At 37.2% G+C, this 22,441-nt stretch carries 22 protein-coding genes; 14 read left to right on the top strand and 8 right to left on the bottom strand.

Going from position 1 to position 22,441, the window contains the following annotated elements; all coding sequences use genetic code 11:
* Positions 1-95 precede the first annotated feature (95 nt).
* The 3 genes from QF028_RS12070 to QF028_RS12060 all read left to right on the top strand — a co-directional run bounded on the left by QF028_RS12070 (position 96) and on the right by QF028_RS12060 (position 2,508).
* Positions 96-1,109 (top strand): DUF3231 family protein, encoded by a 1,014-nt coding sequence (locus tag QF028_RS12070; protein WP_429465681.1) that lies wholly within the window; start codon positions 96-98, stop codon positions 1,107-1,109.
* A 428-nt stretch (positions 1,110-1,537) separates the two neighbouring features.
* The gene (locus QF028_RS12065) at positions 1,538-1,963 is read left to right on the top strand and encodes a MaoC family dehydratase (protein ID WP_429465679.1); all 426 of its coding nucleotides are present in this window, start codon (positions 1,538-1,540) and stop codon (positions 1,961-1,963) included.
* A gap of 344 nt (positions 1,964-2,307) precedes the next feature.
* Positions 2,308-2,508, top strand: coding sequence for a cold-shock protein (locus QF028_RS12060; protein WP_042463323.1), 201 nt, complete (start codon positions 2,308-2,310; stop codon positions 2,506-2,508).
* Positions 2,509-2,686: 178 nt separating this feature from the next.
* On the opposite strand, the gene QF028_RS12055 is transcribed toward QF028_RS12060, so the two are convergent.
* Both QF028_RS12055 and QF028_RS12050 read right to left on the bottom strand, forming a co-directional pair.
* Positions 2,687-2,896 carry a hypothetical protein gene (locus QF028_RS12055; protein ID WP_369449401.1) on the bottom strand — a complete coding sequence of 70 codons (210 nt, stop codon included), beginning with the start codon at positions 2,894-2,896 and terminating at the stop codon, positions 2,687-2,689.
* A 138-nt stretch (positions 2,897-3,034) separates the two neighbouring features.
* The gene (locus QF028_RS12050) at positions 3,035-3,220 is read right to left on the bottom strand and encodes a hypothetical protein (protein ID WP_098935193.1); all 186 of its coding nucleotides are present in this window, start codon (positions 3,218-3,220) and stop codon (positions 3,035-3,037) included.
* 368 nt (positions 3,221-3,588) lie between these two features.
* Between QF028_RS12050 and QF028_RS12045 the strand changes: the two genes are divergently transcribed.
* The 7 genes from QF028_RS12045 (at position 3,589) to QF028_RS12015 (ending at position 12,286) form a co-directional block, all read left to right on the top strand.
* A complete protein-coding gene (locus QF028_RS12045; RefSeq protein WP_429472292.1) occupies positions 3,589-4,020 on the top strand; it encodes a DUF4395 domain-containing protein in 432 nt (143 codons plus the stop codon).
* 542 nt (positions 4,021-4,562) lie between these two features.
* A complete protein-coding gene (locus QF028_RS12040; RefSeq protein WP_429465676.1) occupies positions 4,563-4,751 on the top strand; it encodes a hypothetical protein in 189 nt (62 codons plus the stop codon).
* Between the two features lie 90 nt (positions 4,752-4,841).
* Complete coding sequence (locus QF028_RS12035; RefSeq protein ID WP_429465674.1) at positions 4,842-5,816, top strand: hypothetical protein; 975 nt, start codon at positions 4,842-4,844, stop codon at positions 5,814-5,816.
* 1,826 nt (positions 5,817-7,642) lie between these two features.
* Positions 7,643-8,902 carry a group II intron reverse transcriptase/maturase gene (gene ltrA / locus QF028_RS12030; RefSeq protein ID WP_429465672.1) on the top strand — a complete coding sequence of 420 codons (1,260 nt, stop codon included), beginning with the start codon at positions 7,643-7,645 and terminating at the stop codon, positions 8,900-8,902.
* Positions 8,903-9,089: 187 nt separating this feature from the next.
* Positions 9,090-9,878 carry a reverse transcriptase domain-containing protein gene (locus QF028_RS12025; RefSeq protein ID WP_429465670.1) on the top strand — a complete coding sequence of 263 codons (789 nt, stop codon included), beginning with the start codon at positions 9,090-9,092 and terminating at the stop codon, positions 9,876-9,878.
* A gap of 514 nt (positions 9,879-10,392) precedes the next feature.
* A complete protein-coding gene (ltrA, locus tag QF028_RS12020; RefSeq protein ID WP_429465585.1) occupies positions 10,393-11,637 on the top strand; it encodes a group II intron reverse transcriptase/maturase in 1,245 nt (414 codons plus the stop codon).
* A gap of 133 nt (positions 11,638-11,770) precedes the next feature.
* Positions 11,771-12,286 (top strand): group II intron maturase-specific domain-containing protein, encoded by a 516-nt coding sequence (locus QF028_RS12015; RefSeq protein WP_429465668.1) that lies wholly within the window; start codon positions 11,771-11,773, stop codon positions 12,284-12,286.
* Between the two features lie 290 nt (positions 12,287-12,576).
* Here the strand turns inward: QF028_RS12015 and QF028_RS12010 are convergent, their stop codons facing one another.
* The 6 genes from QF028_RS12010 to QF028_RS11985 all read right to left on the bottom strand — a co-directional run bounded on the left by QF028_RS12010 (position 12,577) and on the right by QF028_RS11985 (position 17,519).
* Entirely contained in the window at positions 12,577-13,323 is a 747-nt protein-coding gene (locus tag QF028_RS12010) for an SDR family oxidoreductase (RefSeq protein WP_429465666.1), read from the bottom strand.
* Between the two features lie 62 nt (positions 13,324-13,385).
* Positions 13,386-13,793, bottom strand: coding sequence for a cupin domain-containing protein (locus QF028_RS12005; RefSeq protein ID WP_429465664.1), 408 nt, complete (start codon positions 13,791-13,793; stop codon positions 13,386-13,388).
* 28 nt (positions 13,794-13,821) lie between these two features.
* Positions 13,822-14,514: a carboxymuconolactone decarboxylase family protein gene (locus tag QF028_RS12000; RefSeq protein ID WP_429465662.1), complete on the bottom strand. Its 693-nt coding sequence runs from the start codon at positions 14,512-14,514 to the stop codon at positions 13,822-13,824.
* A gap of 264 nt (positions 14,515-14,778) precedes the next feature.
* On the bottom strand, positions 14,779-15,429 hold the full coding sequence (locus QF028_RS11995; protein ID WP_429465660.1) for an SDR family NAD(P)-dependent oxidoreductase: 651 nt from the start codon (positions 15,427-15,429) through the stop codon (positions 14,779-14,781).
* Positions 15,430-15,493: 64 nt separating this feature from the next.
* Positions 15,494-16,693 (bottom strand): MFS transporter, encoded by a 1,200-nt coding sequence (locus QF028_RS11990; RefSeq protein WP_429465658.1) that lies wholly within the window; start codon positions 16,691-16,693, stop codon positions 15,494-15,496.
* Between the two features lie 25 nt (positions 16,694-16,718).
* Entirely contained in the window at positions 16,719-17,519 is an 801-nt protein-coding gene (locus QF028_RS11985) for an aldo/keto reductase (protein WP_429472290.1), read from the bottom strand.
* A 205-nt stretch (positions 17,520-17,724) separates the two neighbouring features.
* Here QF028_RS11985 and QF028_RS11980 point away from each other — a divergent pair, with 205 nt between their 5' ends.
* From QF028_RS11980 to QF028_RS11965, 4 genes are all read left to right on the top strand, one after another.
* Positions 17,725-18,612, top strand: a complete 888-nt coding sequence (locus QF028_RS11980; RefSeq protein ID WP_429465655.1) for a LysR family transcriptional regulator — start codon at positions 17,725-17,727, stop codon at positions 18,610-18,612.
* Positions 18,613-19,676: 1,064 nt separating this feature from the next.
* Positions 19,677-20,429, top strand: a complete 753-nt coding sequence (locus QF028_RS11975) for a DMT family transporter (RefSeq protein ID WP_429472288.1) — start codon at positions 19,677-19,679, stop codon at positions 20,427-20,429.
* 951 nt (positions 20,430-21,380) lie between these two features.
* A complete protein-coding gene (locus tag QF028_RS11970; protein WP_088091042.1) occupies positions 21,381-21,620 on the top strand; it encodes a hypothetical protein in 240 nt (79 codons plus the stop codon).
* A 109-nt stretch (positions 21,621-21,729) separates the two neighbouring features.
* Positions 21,730-22,293 carry a shikimate kinase gene (locus QF028_RS11965; RefSeq protein WP_088091041.1) on the top strand — a complete coding sequence of 188 codons (564 nt, stop codon included), beginning with the start codon at positions 21,730-21,732 and terminating at the stop codon, positions 22,291-22,293.
* Positions 22,294-22,441: the final 148 nt, after the last annotated feature.

The raw sequence follows: 22,441 nt of genomic DNA, 5'->3' as shown, positions 1-22,441 counted from the left end.
TTCATTTAACGAGGTAAAGTAGGTAAATTTTTTTAGGATATTGTATTATTTGTAGAGCAAAATAAAAGAAGAAAAAATATAGGAGGAATTCCAGTATGCCTGAGAAACCTGCAATAACGTCATCCGAACTTGGAGTTCTATGGATTACATACCAAGAGAAAACGATGATTTTGCGAATGCTAGAATACTTTATTGAAAAAGCTGATGACAAAAAAGCCAAAAAAATCATGACTGATTTATACAATGAAATAGACATTTATGTTGGCAAAATAACACATATTTTTAAAAGTGAAGGGGCTGCAATCCCAGTCGGATTTTCTTCTCAAGATGTCAATAAAGATGTTCCAAAGCTATATGAGAATGGTTTTGATATCCTGTTTGTACGGTTACTACAAGAAATTAGTATGGGGTTGCATACTCTAAATATAAACATGGCTTATCGTGAAGACATTATCATGCTTTTTAAGGAGCTTACCGCCATTACCCAAGAGTATTATAATTCTTGCACACAATATTTGATTGAAAAAGGAATGATTGCTCGCTCTCCTTATGTTTCTATGCCCAACTCAACTGAGTTTGTAAAAGACAAAGACTATTTGGCTGGAATGAATCCATTTACTAAACTTGGTAAAAAACGAACATTAAACACGATAGAAGTTGCTTATATTTATCATGGCATTGAATCAAATGTTACTGGTTTACAAATGATTATTGGTTTTGCTCAATGTGCAAATAGTACAGAAGTAAAGAAATTTTTTGCAAAAGGAGCAGAACTCTCCAAAAGTGTTATTAAAGAAATGAGTGAAACATTTCTCGAAGATGGTATTCAAATACCTGCTACTTCGGGCGGAAATGCAACACGTTCAACAGTTGCTCCGTTTTCTGATAAGCTCATGATGTATTGTACCAGTATGTTTTGCAGTTTTTCTATGGGGGGCAATGCTGTAGGAACTGCTTTTAGTTTACGGAATGACTTGGCAGCAAAAAATACTGCTTTTACTAAAGATATTTTCGAATATGCCCATGAAGGTGCAAAGATTATGATTAATAACGGATGGATGGAAGAACCACCTCAAATGGTAGAACGAAAAGAAATAATTAAAAAATAAAAAGTTATGGAAAAGTCACGAATTGCTCATGACCTTCATGCAAATAGTTAATAAGAACAAGCATTAGGTAGTGCGTATTGCAAATAACATCTGAGTTTCTTCTTCAACTAAAGGGTGCGATGCTTTGACAAGGCATCGCCTATTTTGGTTTGATTAACGAAGCAGATTGTGAAGTGTTGTACTTAAAGTAACGGGGTGCAAGAGTTAAACAAGAGGTTGCTGCAGCAGCGTCTTTTTTTCTTATTGAACTTACGAAACAGGATAGTTAAATAAGGTATTTACAATTGCAAAGATGAATTATATATATCCCCAAAAAAGTATCTTTTCTATTGATTTTAGAGGATTTTGAGTATTTTTTTAACTTGATGTGCATTTGATGCTACCTTAATATAAACAAGTGCAAAAGTTTCTAAATAAGAGGTGTAATTATGAAGTTTGATGAGTTTACAGTTGGACAGGTGTTTGAAACTAAGTCCTTCAAAATGACAAAAGCGGATATTATGAGATTTGCAGGAGAATTTGATCCTCAATATATGCATTTAGATGAGGAAAAAGCAAAGCAGGGGAGATTTGATGGAATCATCGCTTCCGGACTACATACATTAAGCATTTCAGTAAGGCTTTGGATTGAACAAGGTATCTATGGTGATGATATCATCGCTGGAACAGGGATGAATAATATGAAATTTATAAAACCGGTGTATCCTGGTGATGAATTGTATACCATCGCCGAGGTTATCGATAAGAAAGAGACGAAGAATGAATCGGGAATCATTACTGTATTGTTATCTACTTACAACGATAAAGAAGATAAAGTATTAGAAGTAGACCTGTCGGCATTGATTAAGCGATGATGTGTTGTAATTGAAAATAAGTGAAATAATCTACACAAGTCAATTACGGCTTATGGGTTGAGTATTTTCATAATTTCATTTTTGGAAAGGGTCTTATTCCACTAACGGGTGCTTTACTTGAATAAGAACAACATAATAATCTAAAACCAAGTGTGAAATTTGAGAGTAGCAAAAATGGTTGTGTTTATGTTTTCTTGCAAATACTTTTATAAAATGTTAAACTTTAGTAGAATTATTTTTGTTCGGTGTAAAGGATAGTATAAGATTAACTTTTCGTCTTGATGATCACTGAGTGCAAGGATAGTAACACATTGTGTGCAATGCACACAGCAGGAGGAAACAAAATGGAACAAGGTAAAGTAAAATGGTTTAACGCAGAAAAAGGTTTCGGATTCATCGAGCGTGAAGGCGGAGAAGACGTATTCGTTCATTTCTCAGCGATCCAAGGCGAAGGTTTCAAATCTTTAGACGAAGGTCAAACAGTTACTTTTGACGTTGAGCAAGGTCAACGTGGAGCTCAAGCAGCTAACGTGCGTAAAGCTTAATAATAAGAACAAAATTAAGCAGGCTCTTCAGAGAGTCTGTTTTTTATTTTTTCTTTTAAAACAAGAAGCCCCACTCACGAATGAGTAGGGCACATGTAAACAAGTAAATCAAATGGTAAACAAAGTGTATCACATAATCAAAAATTCTCCTAATTATCAAATAAAAATAAGCATCCGATTATTCGGATGCATACTTAATTATTCCATGTAAATAAACTGAGTATTCTCTCTGTACATATTCTCTTAATTTAATTTTTTGTTCTGTTTCTAAAACTCTAACCAATTCTTGAATCTTTTTTTCATCTTCTTTTGTAGTAGGAATCTCTAATGAAAACATATTACCTCGACTACCATTTAATAATCTTTTTAATAACTCAACTTTATTCATTGGGTCATCCCCTTTAGTTGTTATATTCGACATAAAGTGGACTTTTTCCTTGGAATATCTTATATTGTTTCAAGTTTCACCGACTTTCCACTAAAAGCATCTGATTACAGGTACCCTGACAGAAATGGGTAGCTTTTTTTATTTGCTTTTTTTATACCCACCTTCTACCAATCTAATCATATCACGCCCTGAGGTCTTTTCTGTTTCATGATAACCTTCTTCATCACGCAAACTCAAGTACCAGTTGCTATCGCCATCTTCATTTAGCCTATATAACTTATTGGTAAAAACATTAGTATAAAAATCTCCATTTCTTAGCCTCATAATATCCCACCTCTAATGTATATAAACTGTATTATGCCCAAGATAACCACCTGGAGCCATTAGACATATACAGTCCAAAAATCCCATAGATATACAAGGAAAAGACGTGACAATCAAGGGCTTAGGGACAGAACATGGAAAGTATGTAAAGTAAGGAATGCCTGCAGCTGAATTTTTCCTTATTCAGCTAACGGAGCAGGTTAGTCGAAGAAGTAGTGCTAAAATAAGGTTAAATTTTACCCTGTTGGAGGTCTTAAAAATGAAGAAACCAGTTGGAGTTCAATCATTTTCTCTTTTTTTCATAATAAAATAGAAAAAAGTGAAAAATCAAAGTAAATTAAAAAAATCGATAAGGAAGGTTGGATTTGATGGGAAGTCAAGTACGTTCAGTTCCTCGTCCGCTTGTGCGAACAAATCAGTGGTTTATAGTGGGGTCTGTATTGTTTACATGGATAACTAAGCAAGAATGGATCCTTGCTATTCCTATCTTAGCAGGTTTAATGGGCTTATTTTTTGAATTTAATCCTGTAATGCGTTTAGCTAAGCTGTTTTTTAGAAAGCACCCTTCACAATATATTCCTGAGGAATGGGATCAGCAGCAATTCAATCAGACAATTGCGGTCATTTGTCTAGCAGGGGGATTAATAAGTTTTCTAATGAATTGGACCATTTTAGGTTATGTCTTCACCATTATGGTTGCTGCAGCCGCATTTATTGCAATTTTAGGTTTTTGTGTTGGTTGTTATATAAGATTTCATTGGAAACAATACCAATACAGAAAATCTTTAAATAAACAATAAATAAATGTTATGGTTGAGGCAGGAAATTAGAAATACAAAAAGGTGCAATTGTTAAAGATCACTAGGTGCTTCGGCAGTTTTTTTGTTTTTCAACTACCATGAAAATAAGTTTCTTCAAGATTAGAAAATGACATTACTTAAGAAGACCCTGCTCAATCGTTAAAAAAAAGAGGAGAGCGATAATTAATGAGTCTATGGATTAGGGTTGACTGGATTAAGGTCAGTATCAGTATTGACACTTCCTAACCATTTTCATTCTCTGTGGTGAAGCGCCGATTTTTGCGCTTCATGGATGGCTAACGGGTGCAATAGTGGAAGATTGGGGCTGCTGCGGCAGCTCCTTTTCTAGTTTCACTAACGGAGCAGAATAATTGTGAGAAATGTTTCTAGCTTAAATTGAGAATGGCTACATTACTCAGGTAAAGGCTAGACAGTTCCTGTCGGAACTGAAGGATTATATCTAGTATCATCCTCCTCATTTTTTCATTTACCTTATTCGCACTGTTCTAGGGCATAATAACATCAAAAAGGAGAGTCGTTTTATGAAGAAGTTACTTAAATGCCTTTTGATAGCACCTTTATCAATCGGATTGTTGCCTGCCTGCGGAATAAATATGAAAGACGAGATAAACGAATACAATACGGTCATCACCGTTAAGCTGATGGTGATAGCAGAAGGCACGAAAGACCTTTCAATTTTGCTCCCGATTGAAGGGACAATAGCAGATTAAAGGTAAGAATGCATAAAAAGATTATTCGAGCTATACACTTAAACTCTAATATCCAGAATTTATTAATCGAAATCAGAAAGGAATATGGAATTGAAAAAATTTTATATAATTTTTGTGTGTATTGTATTGGTTTTGGCTATTGGAGGGATCTCCTACTACAAGCACCAAAAAAGGATGGAAGTAAAAGAAGAACAAAGAGTTGAACAATTAAATCAAGAAGCCAAAACAATTGAAAAAAGTGTAGACCAAGGGGAATATACTAAAACTTCGACCTTGCTGAAAAACCCAAAAATCGGTGAGATTCAACCATATTCTCAATATGATTTCCACTTAATCAAAGATGAATTAAAGTCAGCCATTCAGCTCCAGAATCTTTTTAACAAAGGGGAATATAAGGAATATTTATCACAATATAATTTAAATCCGATTCAAGAATCCCATTTAGATTCCTATGCAAAAGACCACTATGTTACATCCGTAAGTGAATTGCTTAAAAACGGAAGCAATCAAGAAAAAATGGCATTAGGTGACCTAATCAATTATGAGTATTTATCGCTTGGTGACGCAAATAAAATTCGAGAAGAAATTACGATTGCATCGGCTATCGAATATTATAATGAAGGTAATTTAGAAGAAATTACTTATATAACTGCAGACCCAGAATCTGAAGGAACGGTAGTAGAGGGGATTTATCATGTAGTTGAGGCAAAATTATCTCAACAGCAAGGAGCTCCTGCCGATACTATTTCCTTGGACCTAGTTAAAGTTCCAGAATTCGCCACTCTTCCAGAACCGTTTAATTCCGTTTACGTAAAATTGATGAACCAATATGAAGACACGGAAGACTTTGAAATCGCAAAACAAGTAGTCGAAGAAAGTGAAGCAAAAGAAGGTTTACCTTCTCGACCTGCAATCGGAATGACGGCTGATGAGGTTAGGTCCATTTGGGGCATCCCTACTGATGTAAATCGCACCGAAACCGTTAATGGAGTCTCGGAACAATGGGTGTATACAAATGGATACGTATATTTGGATAATGGTGTCGTGACAGCCATTCAAGATTGAACTTTGAAACCAAATGTTGTTTTGCGGTTTTTTAATGAAAGAATCTGTTAATAGGCAATGTTGATATTAAAAAAAGTTCAACAAGGTTCTAGCCTAACATTGTTTGATTCAGAAAATGTTTATAAAAATTTAACATCTCAAAGCAAAAAAAATAGTAAAGTGTTCTTCTTTAATGTATTTAGGATTGCTTTTAATTATTTATGCAACATAGAAGTTATAGACATATATCACCAAGTAAGTTTGTGAAGAAACGTACTTAAACTCCCATGAAAATAAAAACTGAAAAAAAGCATAGAAAAATAGACCCAGCAATACTAAAAAAAGGCTGAGCCTCTTGCGATCTGTTTAAGATTGGTCTGATAAATCAAATGTGAGTTAGTACCCTTCAAATTAAGTTAAAATAAGGTGTAGCCGGCGCAACAACCAGAAAAAGGATTAATCTCCCATGAGTGCTACCCATAATGGGCGCGACAGTCGGTGGTACACCGGGTCGTTGGAGTCAGACTAACGGATGGGCTCAAAGGCACCATAGTTCAAAGACCTTCTTCGCCAGCATTAAAACAGTATAGACGGTCTTAGCCATTTTCATTCTCTGTGGTGCAGCGCTGATTTTGCGCTGCATGGATGGCTAACGGGTGCGATACTTCAAGAAGGAGGTCGCCTTTTTTGCAAAGAAAGATTGTGAAATGATGTACTTAAACTATCGAAGCAGTTGTGCGGCCGAGCCTAGGTCGTATCATATAACGGGTGGGATTCCCGTCGAGTAAGAACTAGCCATTCGCTCGTAGCGAGTCTTGGAGGACTAAAGGTAACTTTAGTTTTTAAGCGTAGACAGTTAGGTGGCGGGCCGAAAGCCAAATGGTTGAAGGGATTGAGCTCCATAATGTTAGTAAACCGAGAGGGCTGATGCCTTAACTGCGGCAGAAAGCTACATTATCTTCATCGCTAAAGGCAAGATGGATATAACCTCTCTGGGGTCAGAGACCTTGGCACGTTACACATTGATATGATACGGCAACTCGGGAGACCCTACCGGTCTTTTCTTTTTAGAAGAGTATGGTGTACAAGCGATAAAAAGTAAGGAAACCAAATGCCGATGTAGGGAGTCGGATAGCAGCGTAGTGCGTGCGTGGCAGCACGTTCATCAGGTGGGTTAAAGTCCCACTGAATCTCGGACTAGGAGATTCATATCCAAACTTGGGAGTAATGTCTCAAGGGCTGATGATTTATCATCAGAGGGCAGGGCGTCCACCGCGAGGTGGAGTCTGAAGGGCTTGAGGAGAAATACCAGGCCGTAGTGAAACGGGGCTACCCGAAATGCGAACCGGTCGGCCAAAGATGGGGCAAGGTCGAGCCTGCACTATGGAGGCGAAGGCACCACTAGTCCACCCATCGTACCAAGGTGTGTGCGGGCGGTATGGTATGGAAGATGAATGTAGCGACCCATGGAGATCTCGTAGTGTCTGGAACAATAACACTTATTAGGGACAAGTGGTTAAATAAAGTCGGGGTAATTGTTTCTGTGACAGTTATCCGGTAAAGAAATTCACAGAACTCCAGTAATGTGAACTATAAGGAAACCCCGAAATGGACACAAATGCACTGCGAGAAGTCGGAGAGCTGAATAGTACTTAAACAGACGAACAACAAAAACGTCTGGAACATCTATATAGATGTCATTTATTTATTCAAAAGGTAAATAAATGGGGAAGGCAGCTTGCTTTATGGAACCAAAATCCGAAATTAGTTTTGCGAGTAAAACGAACAAGAACGGAAAGTTCCCTTTGTGAAAGACCCTAAACTTGTATGTGGAGAATACGAAACCAATGACGGATAATGGTACAACAAGAAAGATTCATTCTTTAATAGATAAGGTTTACCACCCAACAAATCTATTGATGGCTTGGGAAAAAGTTAAGGAAAACAAAGGTAGCGGAGGAATCGACAATATCAGTATTAGTGATTTTGAAAAGGTACAGTATAAAGAACTAGACATACTACACCAGAGACTGAAAAATGATTCATATAAGCCACTACCGGTCAGGAGAGTTAACATTCCTAAAAGAAATAAACCAAACGAGAAGAGATCTCTTGGAATTCCTGCCATTCGGGACAGAGTTTGTCAACAGGCTTTAAAGAATCGTCTTGAGCCAATATTTGAACCAACTTTTAATGACTGTAGTTTTGGTTATAGGCCAGGAAGGTCTACCCATCAAGCTATGAGGAAGATATATCGGGAGATTATCAATGGTTGCGAATGGGTCCTAGATGCAGACTTAAGAGATTTCTTTGGGAATGTCCAACATGAATTGTTAATAAATAAAATCGCGGAAAAAGTAAGTGATGGACGAGTCTTACGACTCATTAGGCAAATGCTTGAAGCTGGCTATATGGAAAAGGGAAAGAAACATGCGACCACTCAAGGCACACCGCAAGGTGGGGTAATCAGTCCGTTATTCAGTAACATCTATCTAGATTCATTTGACCATGAAATGGTTGATAAAGGGTATCGACTTACAAGATTTGCCGACGATTGGGTAGTACTCTGTAAAACAAGAAATGAAGCAGTGAAAGCATTAAATGATGCAAGACAAATACTATCTAAAATTGGCTTAACACTTCACCCTGAGAAAACCAGAATTACACATATTAAATGGGGTTTTGAATTTTTAGGATATAAGATTAAACAGGGAAAAGGACTTAAACTTCCTCGCCATAAAATCAAAAAGCAACCTAATATCATAAACATCTATGCAATTCCTACTGAGAAATCAGTAAAGCGATTCATGGACACTATACGTAGCCGTACAAAACGAAGAATCCCATTAAGCTTATTTGAGTTAATAGAGAGTATCAATCCTGTTATCAGAGGATGGGGTAACTACTATCGTAAAGCTCACGTTAGAAAACTCTTCAATAAACTCCAACGCTGGATTGTAAGAAGAATATGGAGCCATCGATTTAAAAGATGGCGAAACATGGGTTGGAAGAAACTTCACGAATCCAAACTCTATTCGGATTACAAACTTGTAAACCTTATTTCATTAATTCCAGATTTAGAATCCAAAGTTGCATCTAAAGGATGACATAAAGGAAAGCGGATTACGGGAAAACTGTACGATCCGTTTGATTGAGCGGACGGAGGAAGGCTTTTGCCGACCTCCTTCGACTCTACACCAATGAAGTTGGGTAATGCCAATGGAGGAAAGGCTAGCTACCAGTTATCACCCTTGCTAGGGAAACATTTACTACACGCAGAGGTAGGAATAATAAATGGAAACAAAACTACTAAGGATAGCAGAACTAGCAAAATCTGATCCTAAAATGAAATTTACGTCTCTTGCACATTTACTAAATGAGCAATCACTAGTTCAATGTCATTTCGAACTTCCTAATAAGAAGGCAACCGGGGTTAATGGTACAACCAAAGAACAATACAGTGAAAATCTAGAAGAAAATATCATGGACTTAGTAAGTAGTCTTAAAAGCAAAAGATATCGTCCTGTTCCAGTAAGGAGAATGTATATCCCGAAACTTAACTCTAACAAGAAAAGACCATTAGGGATACCGGAACATGAAGATAAGATTGTACAGAAAGGTATTACGAAAATATTAAATACCATCTATGAAAATGATTTTCTAGATTGCTCTTTTGGATTTCGTCCAAACCGTAACTGCCATGATACTTTGAAGATATTGAATTATTATATTGAAAAGAAATCAGTAAATTATGTTGTAGATGTAGATATTAAAGGATTCTTCGACAACGTTGACCACAGATGGATGATTGAGTTCCTAAAACTTCGAATTGCTGACCCTAACTTACTAAGAATAATTGGTAGGTTTCTTAAAGGTGGGTACATGGAGGAAGGTAAGAAATACAAGACAGATAATGGAACACCGCAAGGTGGAGTTATATCTCCTGTACTAGCTAATGTTTACCTACACTATGTCCTCGACCTATGGTTTGAGAAAAGAGTTAGGAAACAGTGTAAGGGACAAGCATACATGGTAAGGTATGCAGATGATTGTGTGCCACGAAAGCAACCAAAGTGTGCGTAAGCACATAAGGAAGCTATGCTGCACTCAAGATGAGAGTTGGCCTCTCGTAATCGCTATACAGGTAGAGATTACAAACCACCTTAAGGTGCTGTAGTCAAAAGCTATGGTATTGAGCGTTAAGGAAAAGGCAGAGCCAGACTTTGTCAGGTACATATTAAGGAGACGAAAACCATTGAACCGCTGAAGAAGTATCGAAAGCGTAGGGATGTCATCAAAACTGAGGGGGAGTCGTTAACTCAGGAGAAGTTCGGAGGAAACCTGTTTACTGTCCGTTCGGTGACCGGTATAAAGGCGGCGTGAACTTAATATAGGCTTGAGTGTGGAACGTGGGAACCTACGACATGGATGTTAAGGGAGAAATTCAAGTGGAAGCCCCACAAGAATCAGAGTACCAATGCCATGTATAGGGGCGGAATAACCCGTAGTAGTAATGAAACCTCCTAACGGAGGTGGAACAAAGGGGTTATGTTATTCAGTTTTATGAGCAAGTCAACCATTTTAGTGGGAGGAACTTATGAGTAAAACAAAGCCATATGCGATATCTAAAAAGGTAGTTTATGAAGCTTTTCTAAGAGTAAAGGCAAATAAAGGGTCAGCTGGAAGTGATGAAGAGTCAATAGAAGAATTCGAAATGAATCTAAAAGATAATCTCTATAAACTATGGAATAGAATGTCCTCAGGAAGTTACTTTCCCCCAGCAGTAAAGGCTGTAGAGATACCGAAGAAAGCTGGGGGTACTAGGACATTAGGGATTCCAACTGTTGCAGATAGAATTGCACAAATGGTTGCGAAACTGTACTTTGAACCTTCCGTAGAACCTTTCTTTCATGAGGACTCTTATGGTTATAGACCTAACAAAAGTGCCATTCAAGCTTTAGAGATAACACGTAAAAGGTGTTGGAAATACAACTGGGTTCTAGAATTTGATATTAAAGGCTTATTCGACAACATTGATCATGGATTACTAATAAAAGCAGTGGAAAAACACACAAATATTAAATGGGTAAAATTATATATTAATAGATGGCTAAAGGCACCTTTTCAAACGAAAGAAGGAGTAATAGAACGCACTTCTGGTACACCGCAAGGTGGAGTCATAAGTCCTGTTCTTGCAAACCTTTTTCTACATTACACATTTGATAAATGGATGACTATTAACCATCCTAATAATCCATTTGCGAGATATGCGGATGACGCAGTCATTCACTGTAAGTCAGAAGCAGAAGCAATGAGATTGCTTGAATCTCTAAACAATAGGATGAACGATTGTAAGCTTGAACTGCATCCAACCAAAACACGAATTGTATATTGTAAAGATGAAGATAGGAAAGAAAATTACGAAAATACTTCATTTGATTTTCTTGGATACACGTTCAGACCAAGACGTTCGAAGAATAGATGGGGAAAGCATTTTATTAACTTTACACCTGCGATTAGTAACAAAGCTAAGAAATCAATTAGGCAAAAAGTGAGGGACTGGAAACTACAGCTGAAAGCTGAAAAGGACCTTACGGACCTATCGAATATGTTTAACTCTAAAATCATAGGCTGGATTAATTTCTATGGCAAGTTCTACAAATCTGAAATGTACTCAACGTTAAGGCATATTAACAAAGCCTTAATAATGTGGGCGAGGAAGAAATACAAAAGATTGGCTCGTCACAAGAAGAGAGCAGAATATTTCTTAGGTAGAATTGCAAAACAAAACCCCAAGCTCTTTAAACACTGGGAAATGGGTATTAAGCCTACGGCTGAATAATGGGAGCCGGATGAGCTGAGAGGTTCACGTCCGGTTCTGAGAGGGACTACTGGGGAGGTTCCAGTGGTCTACTTGCCTTGTATGCTGTTTTCAATATAAGAGCGAAGCTCAAGATTTCTTCCATTCCTTAAAGATGAGATTAAAGAAGTTTAACTTAGAAATAGCTGAGGATAAAACCAAAATTATTCCCTTCGGGAGGTTTGCGGAGAAAAATGCAAATCAAACGGGAGAGGGTAAACCAGCAACCTTTGATTTCTTAGGTTTTACACACTACTGTGGTAAGAGTAAACAAGGAAACTTCCGAGTAAAGAGGAAATCAAGTAGGAAAAAGGTCCAAGGCAAACTTAAGGAAACGAAAGAATGGTTAAAGAAAAATAGAAATAAAGATATTCATATGATTATGGATAGATTTAAGCGCTCACTAACAGGTTATTACAACTATTACTGCATCACAGATAATACCCAAAGTGTTAACAACTTTAAAGACAAAATCCAATACTTACTGTTTAAATGGCTCAATAGAAGAAGTCAAAGGAAATCCTTTACTTGGGATAAGTACAGACTCTTTCTTGATAAAAATCCACTACCTTCACCAAAGGTCAAGGTTAATATATATAACTTAAGAAAAGAGATTAGCTACATTTTGTGAATGGTAACTAGGAGGAGCCGTGTGCGTAAATAGCGCAAGCACGGTTCTGTGAGGGGGGAGAACACAATCTACCGCAAGGTAGAGAGGTTCTCTTCTACTCGACTAGTTTAAGTGTATTCCTTCACAAAGTTACAGAAAAAGCCGATTATCCCAAATAAAAAAAGGAAAATCGGCTTACTTATAAACTGTATAAAATCTGAGATGAAATTAAAAGTCTGTCGAGATCTTCTCGACAGCGTAAGCATAGAAAATGAATAGCTCTTAGTTTTATTTATTTTATCTTGCCATTATTACCAAGGTTGACGTGTTGGTCCAATTGTAAATTCATTAACGTTCGTATCTTCCGGTTGATCAATCGCGAATGCCACAACATTGGCAACTCGATCAGGTGAAATACCATATTGTTCGTACAACGCAGTCATACCTTCTGAAACATTTTTATCGGTAATCGTATCCAACAATTCTGTGTTGATCGCTGCTGGATATATAGTTGCAGTGCGAATGTTGGTACCTTCTTGGGCAGATTCCATACGCAATACTTCCATTAAATCACGAACAGCCCACTTTGTTGCGCCATAAACTGCACCGCCTGGGTAAGCCTTAAGCCCAGCTACTGATGAAGTAGTGATGATATGTCCAGACTTTTGCGCTGTAAATGTTGGCAATACGGCGGCGATACCATTCAATACACCTTTAATATTAACATCAACCATACTGTTCCACTCGTCAGTTTTTAATGCGGATAGGGGGGAACTAGGCATAAGTCCGGCGTTCAAAAAGATAACATCGACACCACCAAAAGTGTCTTTAGCTAGTTGAACAAGCTGCTTACTATCATCTGGATCAACTACATCTGTGACGCGGTAAACCGCTTGACCGCCATTCGCTCTAATCTCTTCAGCTAATTTTGCGAGACGTTCTTCACGTCTCGCACCAAGTACAACTTTTGCACCTTTTTCAGCTAACAGCTTAGCTGAGGTTTCCCCAATTCCTGAACTTGCGCCTGTAATTATAATCACTTTGTTTTCAATTGTCATTTCGGTTTTTCATCCTTTCAAACAATGTCATTTCGGAATTTATCCTTGGTAATAAACTAAAATTATAATTGATTATACGTTTCATCATCGACAGGCTCTAACCATTCCGGCGTACCTGCAGTGATTGCAATGTGTTCAAACCAGCTGTCTTTTGTAGCACCATGCCAGTGTTTTACACCATCATGGGTGACAACAACAGCACCTGCTTTTAAGAATTGAGCAGGTTTTCCTTCTTCTTGGTACCAACCTTCGCCACCAGTTACTAATAAAAGTTGAAATCCATCACGATGGATATGCCAGTTATTTCTACATCCTGGTTCAAAGGTCACATTCCCAACACCAACACTCACTTTAGGATCAGCAATCAATGTTTTAAGATAACTTTGACCCACAAAATATTGTGCATATGCTTCATTTTTCTCTCCTACTGGGAAAATAACGCCATTTTTTACTTCTTCATGTTTTGCCATTTTTAATTCCTCCACTAAACTTTAATTTTTAATTTTCAGGAATAATTTCATTAACGCAAGCTAATGCGTTTAGTGTTCTTGGAAACCCCATGTATGGAAGGCAATGGGTAATGGCAGTAATCAATGTTTTCTTATCATTGCCCACATTTAGGTTACCCTGGACATGTGCCTTTACTTGACTTTCAGTGCCGCCCAAGCTACTTACGATGCAGAAGGTCAACAACTCCCGTGTTTTCAAATCAAGTCCGCCACGGGTATAGAAGTCTCCGAAGCAAAAAGCCGAAAGATAATCCTGAATATGCTTTTGGTTTGTAGGTGCATTTTCCCGCATTTTTGCGATTACATCACCAAATATCTCTTTCTGAACGGCAAGTCCTTTATCAAAACGATTATCTTCATCTACAGTCTTTGGGCTTTCAATCGGTAAATCAATATTCTGCCCTATGAAAACCTCAATGACTTCATTGATGGCATTTAGCGTTTTTGGGAATCCAATGTATGGAGCACATTGATAAACTGCCTCTTTGATTTCTACAGCTGTCAGCCCAACGTTTAGTGCAGCACTAACATGTGCTTTTAGTTGGGGCAACGTCTGGTTGGTAGCAAGAACGACTAGGGTAATCAACTCACGTTTTTTGTCATCAAGATCACCTTGATAGAAAACTTCCCCAAAAATGAAAATGCTCAGAATGAATGTCCTGAAAGTCAGGGTCGGTAGCATATGTTGCAGGTACTCCGTCTCCAAATAGTTGTTTGAATTTTTTCTTGCTCTTTTCTACACGGTTCATAATTTAACCTCCGCCTTGTCATTAACTCTTCATTTAAAATGATTCCGTTTGATGCATTAAATAAAAATGTTAAGTTAAATCTTAATTAGTGTTGCTTTGAGCTCTGTGAACCAACAGAGATTATTTGTTCCAAGACATACAAGTCATACTTTTATGTTCAATAACACAAAGGTTTCTAAATCAGAACAACATCAGCCTTAACTGTATACAATTTCGTGTTCTTCACGTTTTTGATATAGCTCCCAATATTTCTCTGCAATTAGTTCAGGCGCAAAATGAGTGCCCGGAGCGACAGCGCCAGCAATTGTAACCGTGCCGACAAAAACGCCTTGAGGCTTAAGTTCTTCAGCCAGAGTAAAGGCTAGGTTGCGTAGCGCAGCTTTGCCTATGCCCAAAGCGGTGTAGTCTGCTGAAGGGTAAAGCGCCAATCCGCCACCCGTGAAGAGGATTGTTCCTGATTTTTGTGCTACTTGATCCGGAATAACTTGTAGTGCACAATGCAAGGCACCGGCTACGTCCACCTGAAAATGAGACACAAGGGATTCTGCTGTCAAAGAAGTTGGTTTTCCGCCTTTCAAAACTCCAGCGTTGTACACCAGAACATCAGTGGTACCGTACTTTTTCTTGATTTGGTCAAAAGCTTCTGTTAGCGATGCCTGACTTGACGCATCCGCAGCTACGGCGTAAGCTTCTATTCCCTCCGAGCTCAACTCCTGCACATATTGATCCAGCGCTTCCTGATTACGGGAAACTAGAACAATACGGAAGTTATTGGCACCGAATTTCTTTGCGACATGATTTCCGACACCAGGACCTGCTCCAACAACGACGATAAGTTTTTTATTCATTTTTTATCCTCCTAAGATTTTAGTAAACTCAACAAACAAGACCAATATTATCCTTTTTCCTTCGTTATACCTGGTCTCTCCTTTTAATAAGAGTTGAGGAGATTAATCCTATTCCTAACAAAAGTGCTAACAATTCAAATGTTAAAAGATTGCTACTTATATTCAATATACCCATAGCTACAATCGGTCCAAGAGTTGCACCCATAAATAGAATAAATGAGAACAATGAAATCGCAGAACCCCTTGCAGTTCCTCCTAATTGTCCGACAAGTGAGATTAGGGTAGAAATGGTTATGGAGACGCCAGCCACAAAAACAACACTCATCACGATAAGGAAGACCAAATTAGAGCTAATTCCCAAAATCGCAAGACCTAAAACGGCTAAAGATAAGCCAACTCTAATAACGGGTTGAATACCAAACTTTGTGACCAGTGTTCCAGAAAACGGAGAAACTAACATACCTAAAATCCCGACACATCGCACATACAGAATATCTTGACTATTGAGACCGAATGTTCCACTTAAATAACTTCCTAGCGTTGTATACATACCAACAAAAGAAAGTAAAAGCGTTATAGTGATGATGTAACACAAAATTAAGGATTTTTGTGTAAAAACCTTTCCCATTTGTTTAAAAGAGTCAAGCATACTGCCTTTTATTTGTGGAGCATCACTCATTGGGATAAAAAACGTTACTAATATTGCAGTGATTAGATAAACCACTCCAAGGATATAGAACACAAAGTTCCAACCAAAGTTCTCACTTATTAGACTGCTAAACACCTGACCAACAATTCCAGACATTAAAAATCCTGTGCTAACAAATCCAGTTGTAGTAATCCGTTTTTCTGCTGGAAAATGTTCTACTACATACGAAAGTGCAGCTGGAGCAAACGTTGCAGCAGCAATTCCTTGTATCGCCCGAAGAGCAATCAACCAAGACAAATTATCAAGCAATGCAATTACAGGTGAAACAATGGTTAACACAATTAGTCCAATTAAAATAATTTGCTTTCGTCCATAGCGATCTGATAAGGGACCGATAAATAAAAAACCCACAGCATAACAAAATGAAAATGCACTGCCGATCCAGGCTGCTTGTGACGTTGATACTTTAAACGCTTCTGCAAATACTGAAACCAAGGGAATGGTGATATATAGGCTAGATACAACAACTAAACCACACCAAAAAAGTATTGCTGTTATGAGAGAATAACTTCTTTCCGAAGTTTCATGATTAACTTTTAAATCTGCTTCTTTCAAAGAAAGGACCTCCTTATTGACTTAGTTAATACCATGAAAACAGACTTCTACCTCCATCCAACAGGGCAATCTTTGCCATATCATCGGAAGATAACGTAAAATCAAAGATATCCATATTTTCTATCATCCGTTCCCTATGAGTGGATTTTGGTATTACAACGATTCCTCGTTGGATTAAATAGCGAAGACCCACCTTTGCGTTCGACTTATCATATTTTTTCCCAATCTCTCTTAATGTCTCATTAGAAAAGAAGTGATTCTTTCCCTCTGCAAAAGGCGCCCAAGATTCAATTTGTGTACCATACTGTTTCATCATTTCCTGTGCCTGCGCTTGCTTTCGAAATACGTGTGTCTCCACCTGATTGACCGCAGGAATGATATTGCAAGATTCTACCAGATTCACGAACACATCCGGATTAAAATTAGAAACTCCAATTGCTCTGACTTTTCCGCTTTGATAGGCTTCCTCCATGGCACGATAAATCCCGTGATAGTCATGAAAAGGCTCGTGCATCAAAAGCAGATCAATATAATCAAGCTTCATAGTCCGCAACGATTCATCAATCGCATTGACTGCTTTTCGGTAACCGCCAGACGGTATATACAATTTGGTTGTAATAAACAGTTTTTCGCGCAGCACACCAGATTTTCGGACTGCATTCCCAACAGCTTTCTCATTGCCATATACCTGTGCTGTATCAATCGAACGATATCCAACATCGATTGCATCCAAAACGCATCGCTCGCATTCTCTGGCACTGATTTGATAAACACCATATCCCAAAATCGGCATTTTCACACCATTATTCAAAGTGATAGATTCCACCATTTTCCCTCCTTACTGAAAAACATCTCTTGCCCTATGTTCTAACCTTTAAGATTATTCCTCAATGTTAAACCAAGGACTGGAAGCTTGAATCACAGTCCAAAGTTTTAACATTAATACTCTTGAATTTTAATCCATAGCTACTTGACAGTGAATACACCAAAAAGCTAACATAGCTTTAACTTAAAGTTAAAGCAGGTGTTGCATGTACAATAGACAAATCTATACATTTATTCAAGTAGCAGACTGTGGGAGCTTTTCCAAAGCAGCAGAAAAACTGTTTATCTCTACCGTATCCGTAATGAAACAGATCAATGCTCTTGAGAGTGATATAGGAGTGAAACTACTGGAGCGAACAAACCAAGGCGTATTTTTGACCGCAGCCGGAAGCTCTATTTATCAAGATGCAAAGCAGATGATTCAAGCTTCCGACAGCGCCATCCAGCGTGCCAGACATATTGCAGGTGAAGAACAATACGTCATCCGAGTTGGAACTTCTTTGCTGCGTCCATGCAAGATACTGATTGATTTATGGTCAAAAATTGATGGCGGCAATTTACCTTTCCAGATAAAAATTGTCCCCTTTGAAGACGATATGATCTCCACTGTTGCCTCTTTAGGCAAGGAGATCGACTGTTTTGTAGGTCCCTGCGGCTCTATTCAGTGGATGAAGCAATACAATGTCCAATTGCTTGGAATGAATCAATGCTGCATAGCTGTTTCACGCAAACACCGACTAGCAAAGAAAAAGCTATTGAAATGGGAAGATTTATACGGAGAAACTCTTATGCTTGTAAAACGTGGCGAAGCTCTGGTTTTAGACCGCCTGCGGGATGAGATTGAAGCAAAACATCCAGAAATCCATATCATAGACACACCAAATTTCTATGATGCAGATGTTTTCAATAAATGTGAGCAGATGAACTATGTCATGGAAACACTGGATATCTGGGCAGAGGTACATCCTTCCCTTGTGACGATTCCTGTAGAATGGGATTATGAGATTCCCTTTGGGATTGTATATGCCAATGAGCCATCCAAAGCTTTCATGGCTTTTATTGATACAATCAAAAAGGCAAACGTTTTGAAATAATTCGTGTCCCAATTGTGTATTTGGTATTTAAAACATACTGTTTATGGCAGTATGTTTTTTGAATGTAAAAAAAGCTGAAAATATGCAAGAAGTGAATAAAAACTTGCATATCTTCAATTAAAAATAAACGGAATTACTATAATAAAAGGCAAAGCGATTTGGAAATGTGTCGGAGCCAATTTTGAATAAATATCACTATTGATAAATTTATATAACACAATCTTATCTCAAACAGTCCCCAAAAGGCTGGTATTTAGCCGGGGCAGCATTTTTGAAATAACCGCAATAAAGAAACAGAATAAGTTTGTGAAGAAATACACTTAAAGTAACTGGGTGCTTTACTTCAATAAGAACCGTCGAAAGACGGCTTTTATATTGATAATATGTATCATTACAACATACAGGTGTATCCCATTCGACTGCTGCCTTATATAGTCTTGAGCTGAAAATTTATGAGCAAATGAAAAAGAACCCCACAGATTGTAGTCTGGGAGTTCTCTTTTAATCCTCATTCCACCAGGAGCAAATTACTCTGCCGATAATTGCATTTTTAAAGCCCTGAAAACCCTTATTTATGGGATTCAGTACATGCCAAGTCCGTGCCAAGTCTATGCCAAGTTGAAATTATAATCCATTTTAAACCATTTGAAGAAATGGCTTTATATCAAAGGTTTGACCGGATTTATTGGTAATAAGTTCGTGCCATTTCAAGCAAAATTAATCAAGTTCGAAATGGATGGTTCTGTTAAATTACTAAAGAGAAAAAACATTTTCTTAAAATGATATTTGGGGTCTTGGGTTCCGCTGTACAGCTGATTGGATAATATTTCAAATTGTCTTAAGTAAATATTTATTTTAGAATTGAGACTGTAGAGGTTGAGGGAAAACGGTCTAAAAAACTATCAAGAGACTGCCGAGACCCCTTGATATTACTAAGGAAACTGAAGTTGATTTGACCACTAGTCCCATACACAGTCTTCAAAACTGCTTGAGACCTGCTTGCCAGGTCTGGTGGGTTCGATTCCCACGCAGTCCCGCCAAATTAAGATTCTTGAGGCAAAAAAATTGAACGAAAAGATTATAAATATATTTTTTTGATTGGTTTTACTGGCTATTTTGTTTCAACTGGAGCACAGCTTCTCGGAATAAAGTTATCTAGATCTTCACTCGCATCACTTGTAAATTCAATGAACCCAGTTGCCATTTCAGTATTCGCCGCCATCTTTTTAAAAGAAAAGCTCACTTTAAAAAAAGGAATGGGCATTATATTATCCATCTTTGGAATATATATGACAATTGGCGGTGGTGATAGCAATGGGCATTTATTGGGAATATTAGTGTCCACTTTTTCGGTTTTAACCTGGGCAGCAGTATCCATTTTAGTAAGCAAGATGGCGAGTAAGTACGACGCTCTTCAAATCACGGCATATGGAATTTTTATTGCTGCAGTATGCAATTTTCCCTTTTATTTCTATGAGCTTAGTTTGACGCAAAATGTTCATTTCAATTGGATTATTATTCTCTCATTTCTGTATATGGGACTTATTTGCACTGCATTAGCCTATGTGTTTTGGAATAAAAGCTTATCCTTAATTGAGGCAGGAACTTGTTCAATGTTTTATCCGGTCCAGCCTCTTGTTTCCGTTTTGCTCGGATGGATGTTATTAGATGAAAATATTAATCTGAATTTTTTTATTGGCACCATTCTCGTTTTATCCGGATTATTGCTCAGTATTATTAACATAAAACAGGCAACACGATTCTTTGCACTAATTGAAAACCATAATACCGTTAAAGGTCTATTCAGGCATCGATAAAAAAGTACAAATTAAAATTGTTATTAATGTGTCTTTTCAAACAGTTGATTTAGTCAATAGTTTACCAGCATTAGAAATTAAAGAATAAGGAGAAAAAGTTGGTAATAGTTACATCTAGTTAAATTTTTATTTGCAATCCATAATCGGTTGTAAAAGTATGCTTTATTTTCTAATGTAATCCCATTATTTATTCAACCATCTTAGAGAAGATATCTCACCATAAAAATGACTACAATTTCCTATTCCTTTATCATCATCAATCCCTCGGAGTTGTTAAATATTTTGAGCTTAATTCAGAATGAATCATTCATTTGCTGGGATTGGATTACGAGTCTCATAGACCGAGCACAAAATAATAACATCTAGTTTACAATAGGGACACGGGTGCGACTCCATCAGTCGGCAGGTGCAAAATCTGCACGCTGCGACTGTATATTATCGGATGAGGGTGACCACATGTCATAGTGCCTAAAAGAAAAGTTTCGCTGATCGTTCATGGCTATCTTTGAAGATCATCACTTGAATTAATAAGTATTGGTGGATCAAACATATTATTATATTAATGGGATTTCAGAGAGAAGGAATTTTTAGGCGATATATTCATCAAAATAGAGTATCATATGCACACATTTGTAGTTAAGAAAAAATAATATAAATATTCTTATAAATACATTGAAGGCATAAACATTATTTAATAAAATAAACCTAAACAATTCGGGAGGACCTAACGCTAAAAATTGTATCGATCTAACAAAACAGGACTACATGACGGAAAAACAATTTTCGTTAGCTTACCTTACTGTTTTTGGTTGTCCACCACCCCAAATACTTACATCTCTGCAAGTACTGGCTAAAACCTTGTTAGCTTTAGACAAACACCTGCGAGATAAAAGTAACATTTGTTCGCTTTAAAATTAGATCAATCTAAAAAAACAATGGGAGGTTACTGGGATGTCATTTTATGATAAGATGTTCAGCACGTTTGGGTATATGGCATTGGAGTTAATATTCGGAGTTGATGAAGCATCTTTAAAGGAAGAAGAAAAAAGACAATTGATTCATCTAAGTATTATGTTGGAAAAAAATGCAGCTCTAGGAAGTAAGGTAAGTGAAATTATGAATAGTAATTTGGAAAATGAAGAAAAGTTGGCTTTGTTTTTTAAACTTAAAAATAGTGTAGGAATAGAATAAATTTTAGACAATAATTCTTTAGAATATTACGTAAATTTAAACTATATTTAAAGAAATATTTGTTATGATCGTGTAAAGAAAATTACCTTTAGAAAGAGTGTTTTAATTTATGAACAATAGAGGATCAATAAGGGAGAAAAGTATTGTTATTATAGGATTTATGGGAGTGGGAAAAACTACCGTTGGAAAATTGGTTGCGAAGAAGCTCTATAGGGATTTTATTGATATAGATAAGGTTATTGAAAATAGTTTTAATATTCCTATTGTGGATGTTTTTAAACTCATCGGTGAGCAATCATTTCGTGAAAAGGAAAAAGAAATAATTAAGGAAAACTGTACCCAAAAACTAAAGGTAATTTCTTTAGGCGGAGGAGCGTACCTTCAAGAAGAAGTTCGTAAAGTTACATTAGAAAATTGTATTGTAATTTTTTTAGATATTACATGGGAATCATGGAAAGAAAGGCTAAATATTATAATTGATACTAGGCCAGTATTGCACGGGAAAACCACCGAAGAAATCGAAAAGTTGTTTTATCAGAGACAAGCATTATACAATATTCATCATTCCAAACTTGAAACCGACAATCTTAATCCTAACGATATAGCAGACTTTATTGTTGAATCGTTGAAAGTTGCTTATGATATCTATGATCGAAGTTCAAATGGCATTTAACCAAGAATTAAGGCTAGTTGTATGATCACAAATGGCTGTAAACCATTTAATTCCAAAGGAACATGCTGGTATCGAGGTAGACGAATCATTAATTATCATGAACGATGTAACCCGGGAGGGAGGAGCGAATGCTATCCGCCAGGTTCTC

Source organism: Neobacillus sp. B4I6, assembly GCF_050434045.1.
In the GTDB taxonomy this organism is placed as follows: domain Bacteria; phylum Bacillota; class Bacilli; order Bacillales; family Cytobacillaceae; genus Neobacillus.
Note: the sequence above shows the minus strand (reverse complement) of the source record. Positions and strands in the feature narration are given on the sequence as shown.

What these genes read in the sequence shown, in the direction of transcription:
- QF028_RS12070 (WP_429465681.1), top strand. Translation starts at nt 96, where the DNA reads ATGCCTGAGAAACCTGCAATAACGTCATCCGAACTTGGAGTTCTATGG.
- QF028_RS12065 (WP_429465679.1), top strand. Translation starts at nt 1,538, where the DNA reads ATGAAGTTTGATGAGTTTACAGTTGGACAGGTGTTTGAAACTAAGTCC.
- QF028_RS12060 (WP_042463323.1), top strand. Translation starts at nt 2,308, where the DNA reads ATGGAACAAGGTAAAGTAAAATGGTTTAACGCAGAAAAAGGTTTCGGA.
- QF028_RS12055 (WP_369449401.1), bottom strand. Translation starts at nt 2,896, where the DNA reads ATGAATAAAGTTGAGTTATTAAAAAGATTATTAAATGGTAGTCGAGGT.
- QF028_RS12050 (WP_098935193.1), bottom strand. Translation starts at nt 3,220, where the DNA reads ATGAGGCTAAGAAATGGAGATTTTTATACTAATGTTTTTACCAATAAG.
- QF028_RS12045 (WP_429472292.1), top strand. Translation starts at nt 3,589, where the DNA reads ATGGGAAGTCAAGTACGTTCAGTTCCTCGTCCGCTTGTGCGAACAAAT.
- QF028_RS12040 (WP_429465676.1), top strand. Translation starts at nt 4,563, where the DNA reads ATGAAGAAGTTACTTAAATGCCTTTTGATAGCACCTTTATCAATCGGA.
- ltrA (WP_429465672.1), top strand. Translation starts at nt 7,643, where the DNA reads ATGACGGATAATGGTACAACAAGAAAGATTCATTCTTTAATAGATAAG.
- QF028_RS12025 (WP_429465670.1), top strand. Translation starts at nt 9,090, where the DNA reads ATGGAAACAAAACTACTAAGGATAGCAGAACTAGCAAAATCTGATCCT.
- ltrA (WP_429465585.1), top strand. Translation starts at nt 10,393, where the DNA reads ATGAGTAAAACAAAGCCATATGCGATATCTAAAAAGGTAGTTTATGAA.
- QF028_RS12015 (WP_429465668.1), top strand. Translation starts at nt 11,771, where the DNA reads ATGAGATTAAAGAAGTTTAACTTAGAAATAGCTGAGGATAAAACCAAA.
- QF028_RS12010 (WP_429465666.1), bottom strand. Translation starts at nt 13,323, where the DNA reads ATGACAATTGAAAACAAAGTGATTATAATTACAGGCGCAAGTTCAGGA.
- QF028_RS12005 (WP_429465664.1), bottom strand. Translation starts at nt 13,793, where the DNA reads ATGGCAAAACATGAAGAAGTAAAAAATGGCGTTATTTTCCCAGTAGGA.
- QF028_RS12000 (WP_429465662.1), bottom strand. Translation starts at nt 14,514, where the DNA reads ATGCTACCGACCCTGACTTTCAGGACATTCATTCTGAGCATTTTCATT.
- QF028_RS11995 (WP_429465660.1), bottom strand. Translation starts at nt 15,429, where the DNA reads ATGAATAAAAAACTTATCGTCGTTGTTGGAGCAGGTCCTGGTGTCGGA.
- QF028_RS11980 (WP_429465655.1), top strand. Translation starts at nt 17,725, where the DNA reads ATGTACAATAGACAAATCTATACATTTATTCAAGTAGCAGACTGTGGG.
- QF028_RS11970 (WP_088091042.1), top strand. Translation starts at nt 21,381, where the DNA reads ATGTCATTTTATGATAAGATGTTCAGCACGTTTGGGTATATGGCATTG.
- QF028_RS11965 (WP_088091041.1), top strand. Translation starts at nt 21,730, where the DNA reads ATGAACAATAGAGGATCAATAAGGGAGAAAAGTATTGTTATTATAGGA.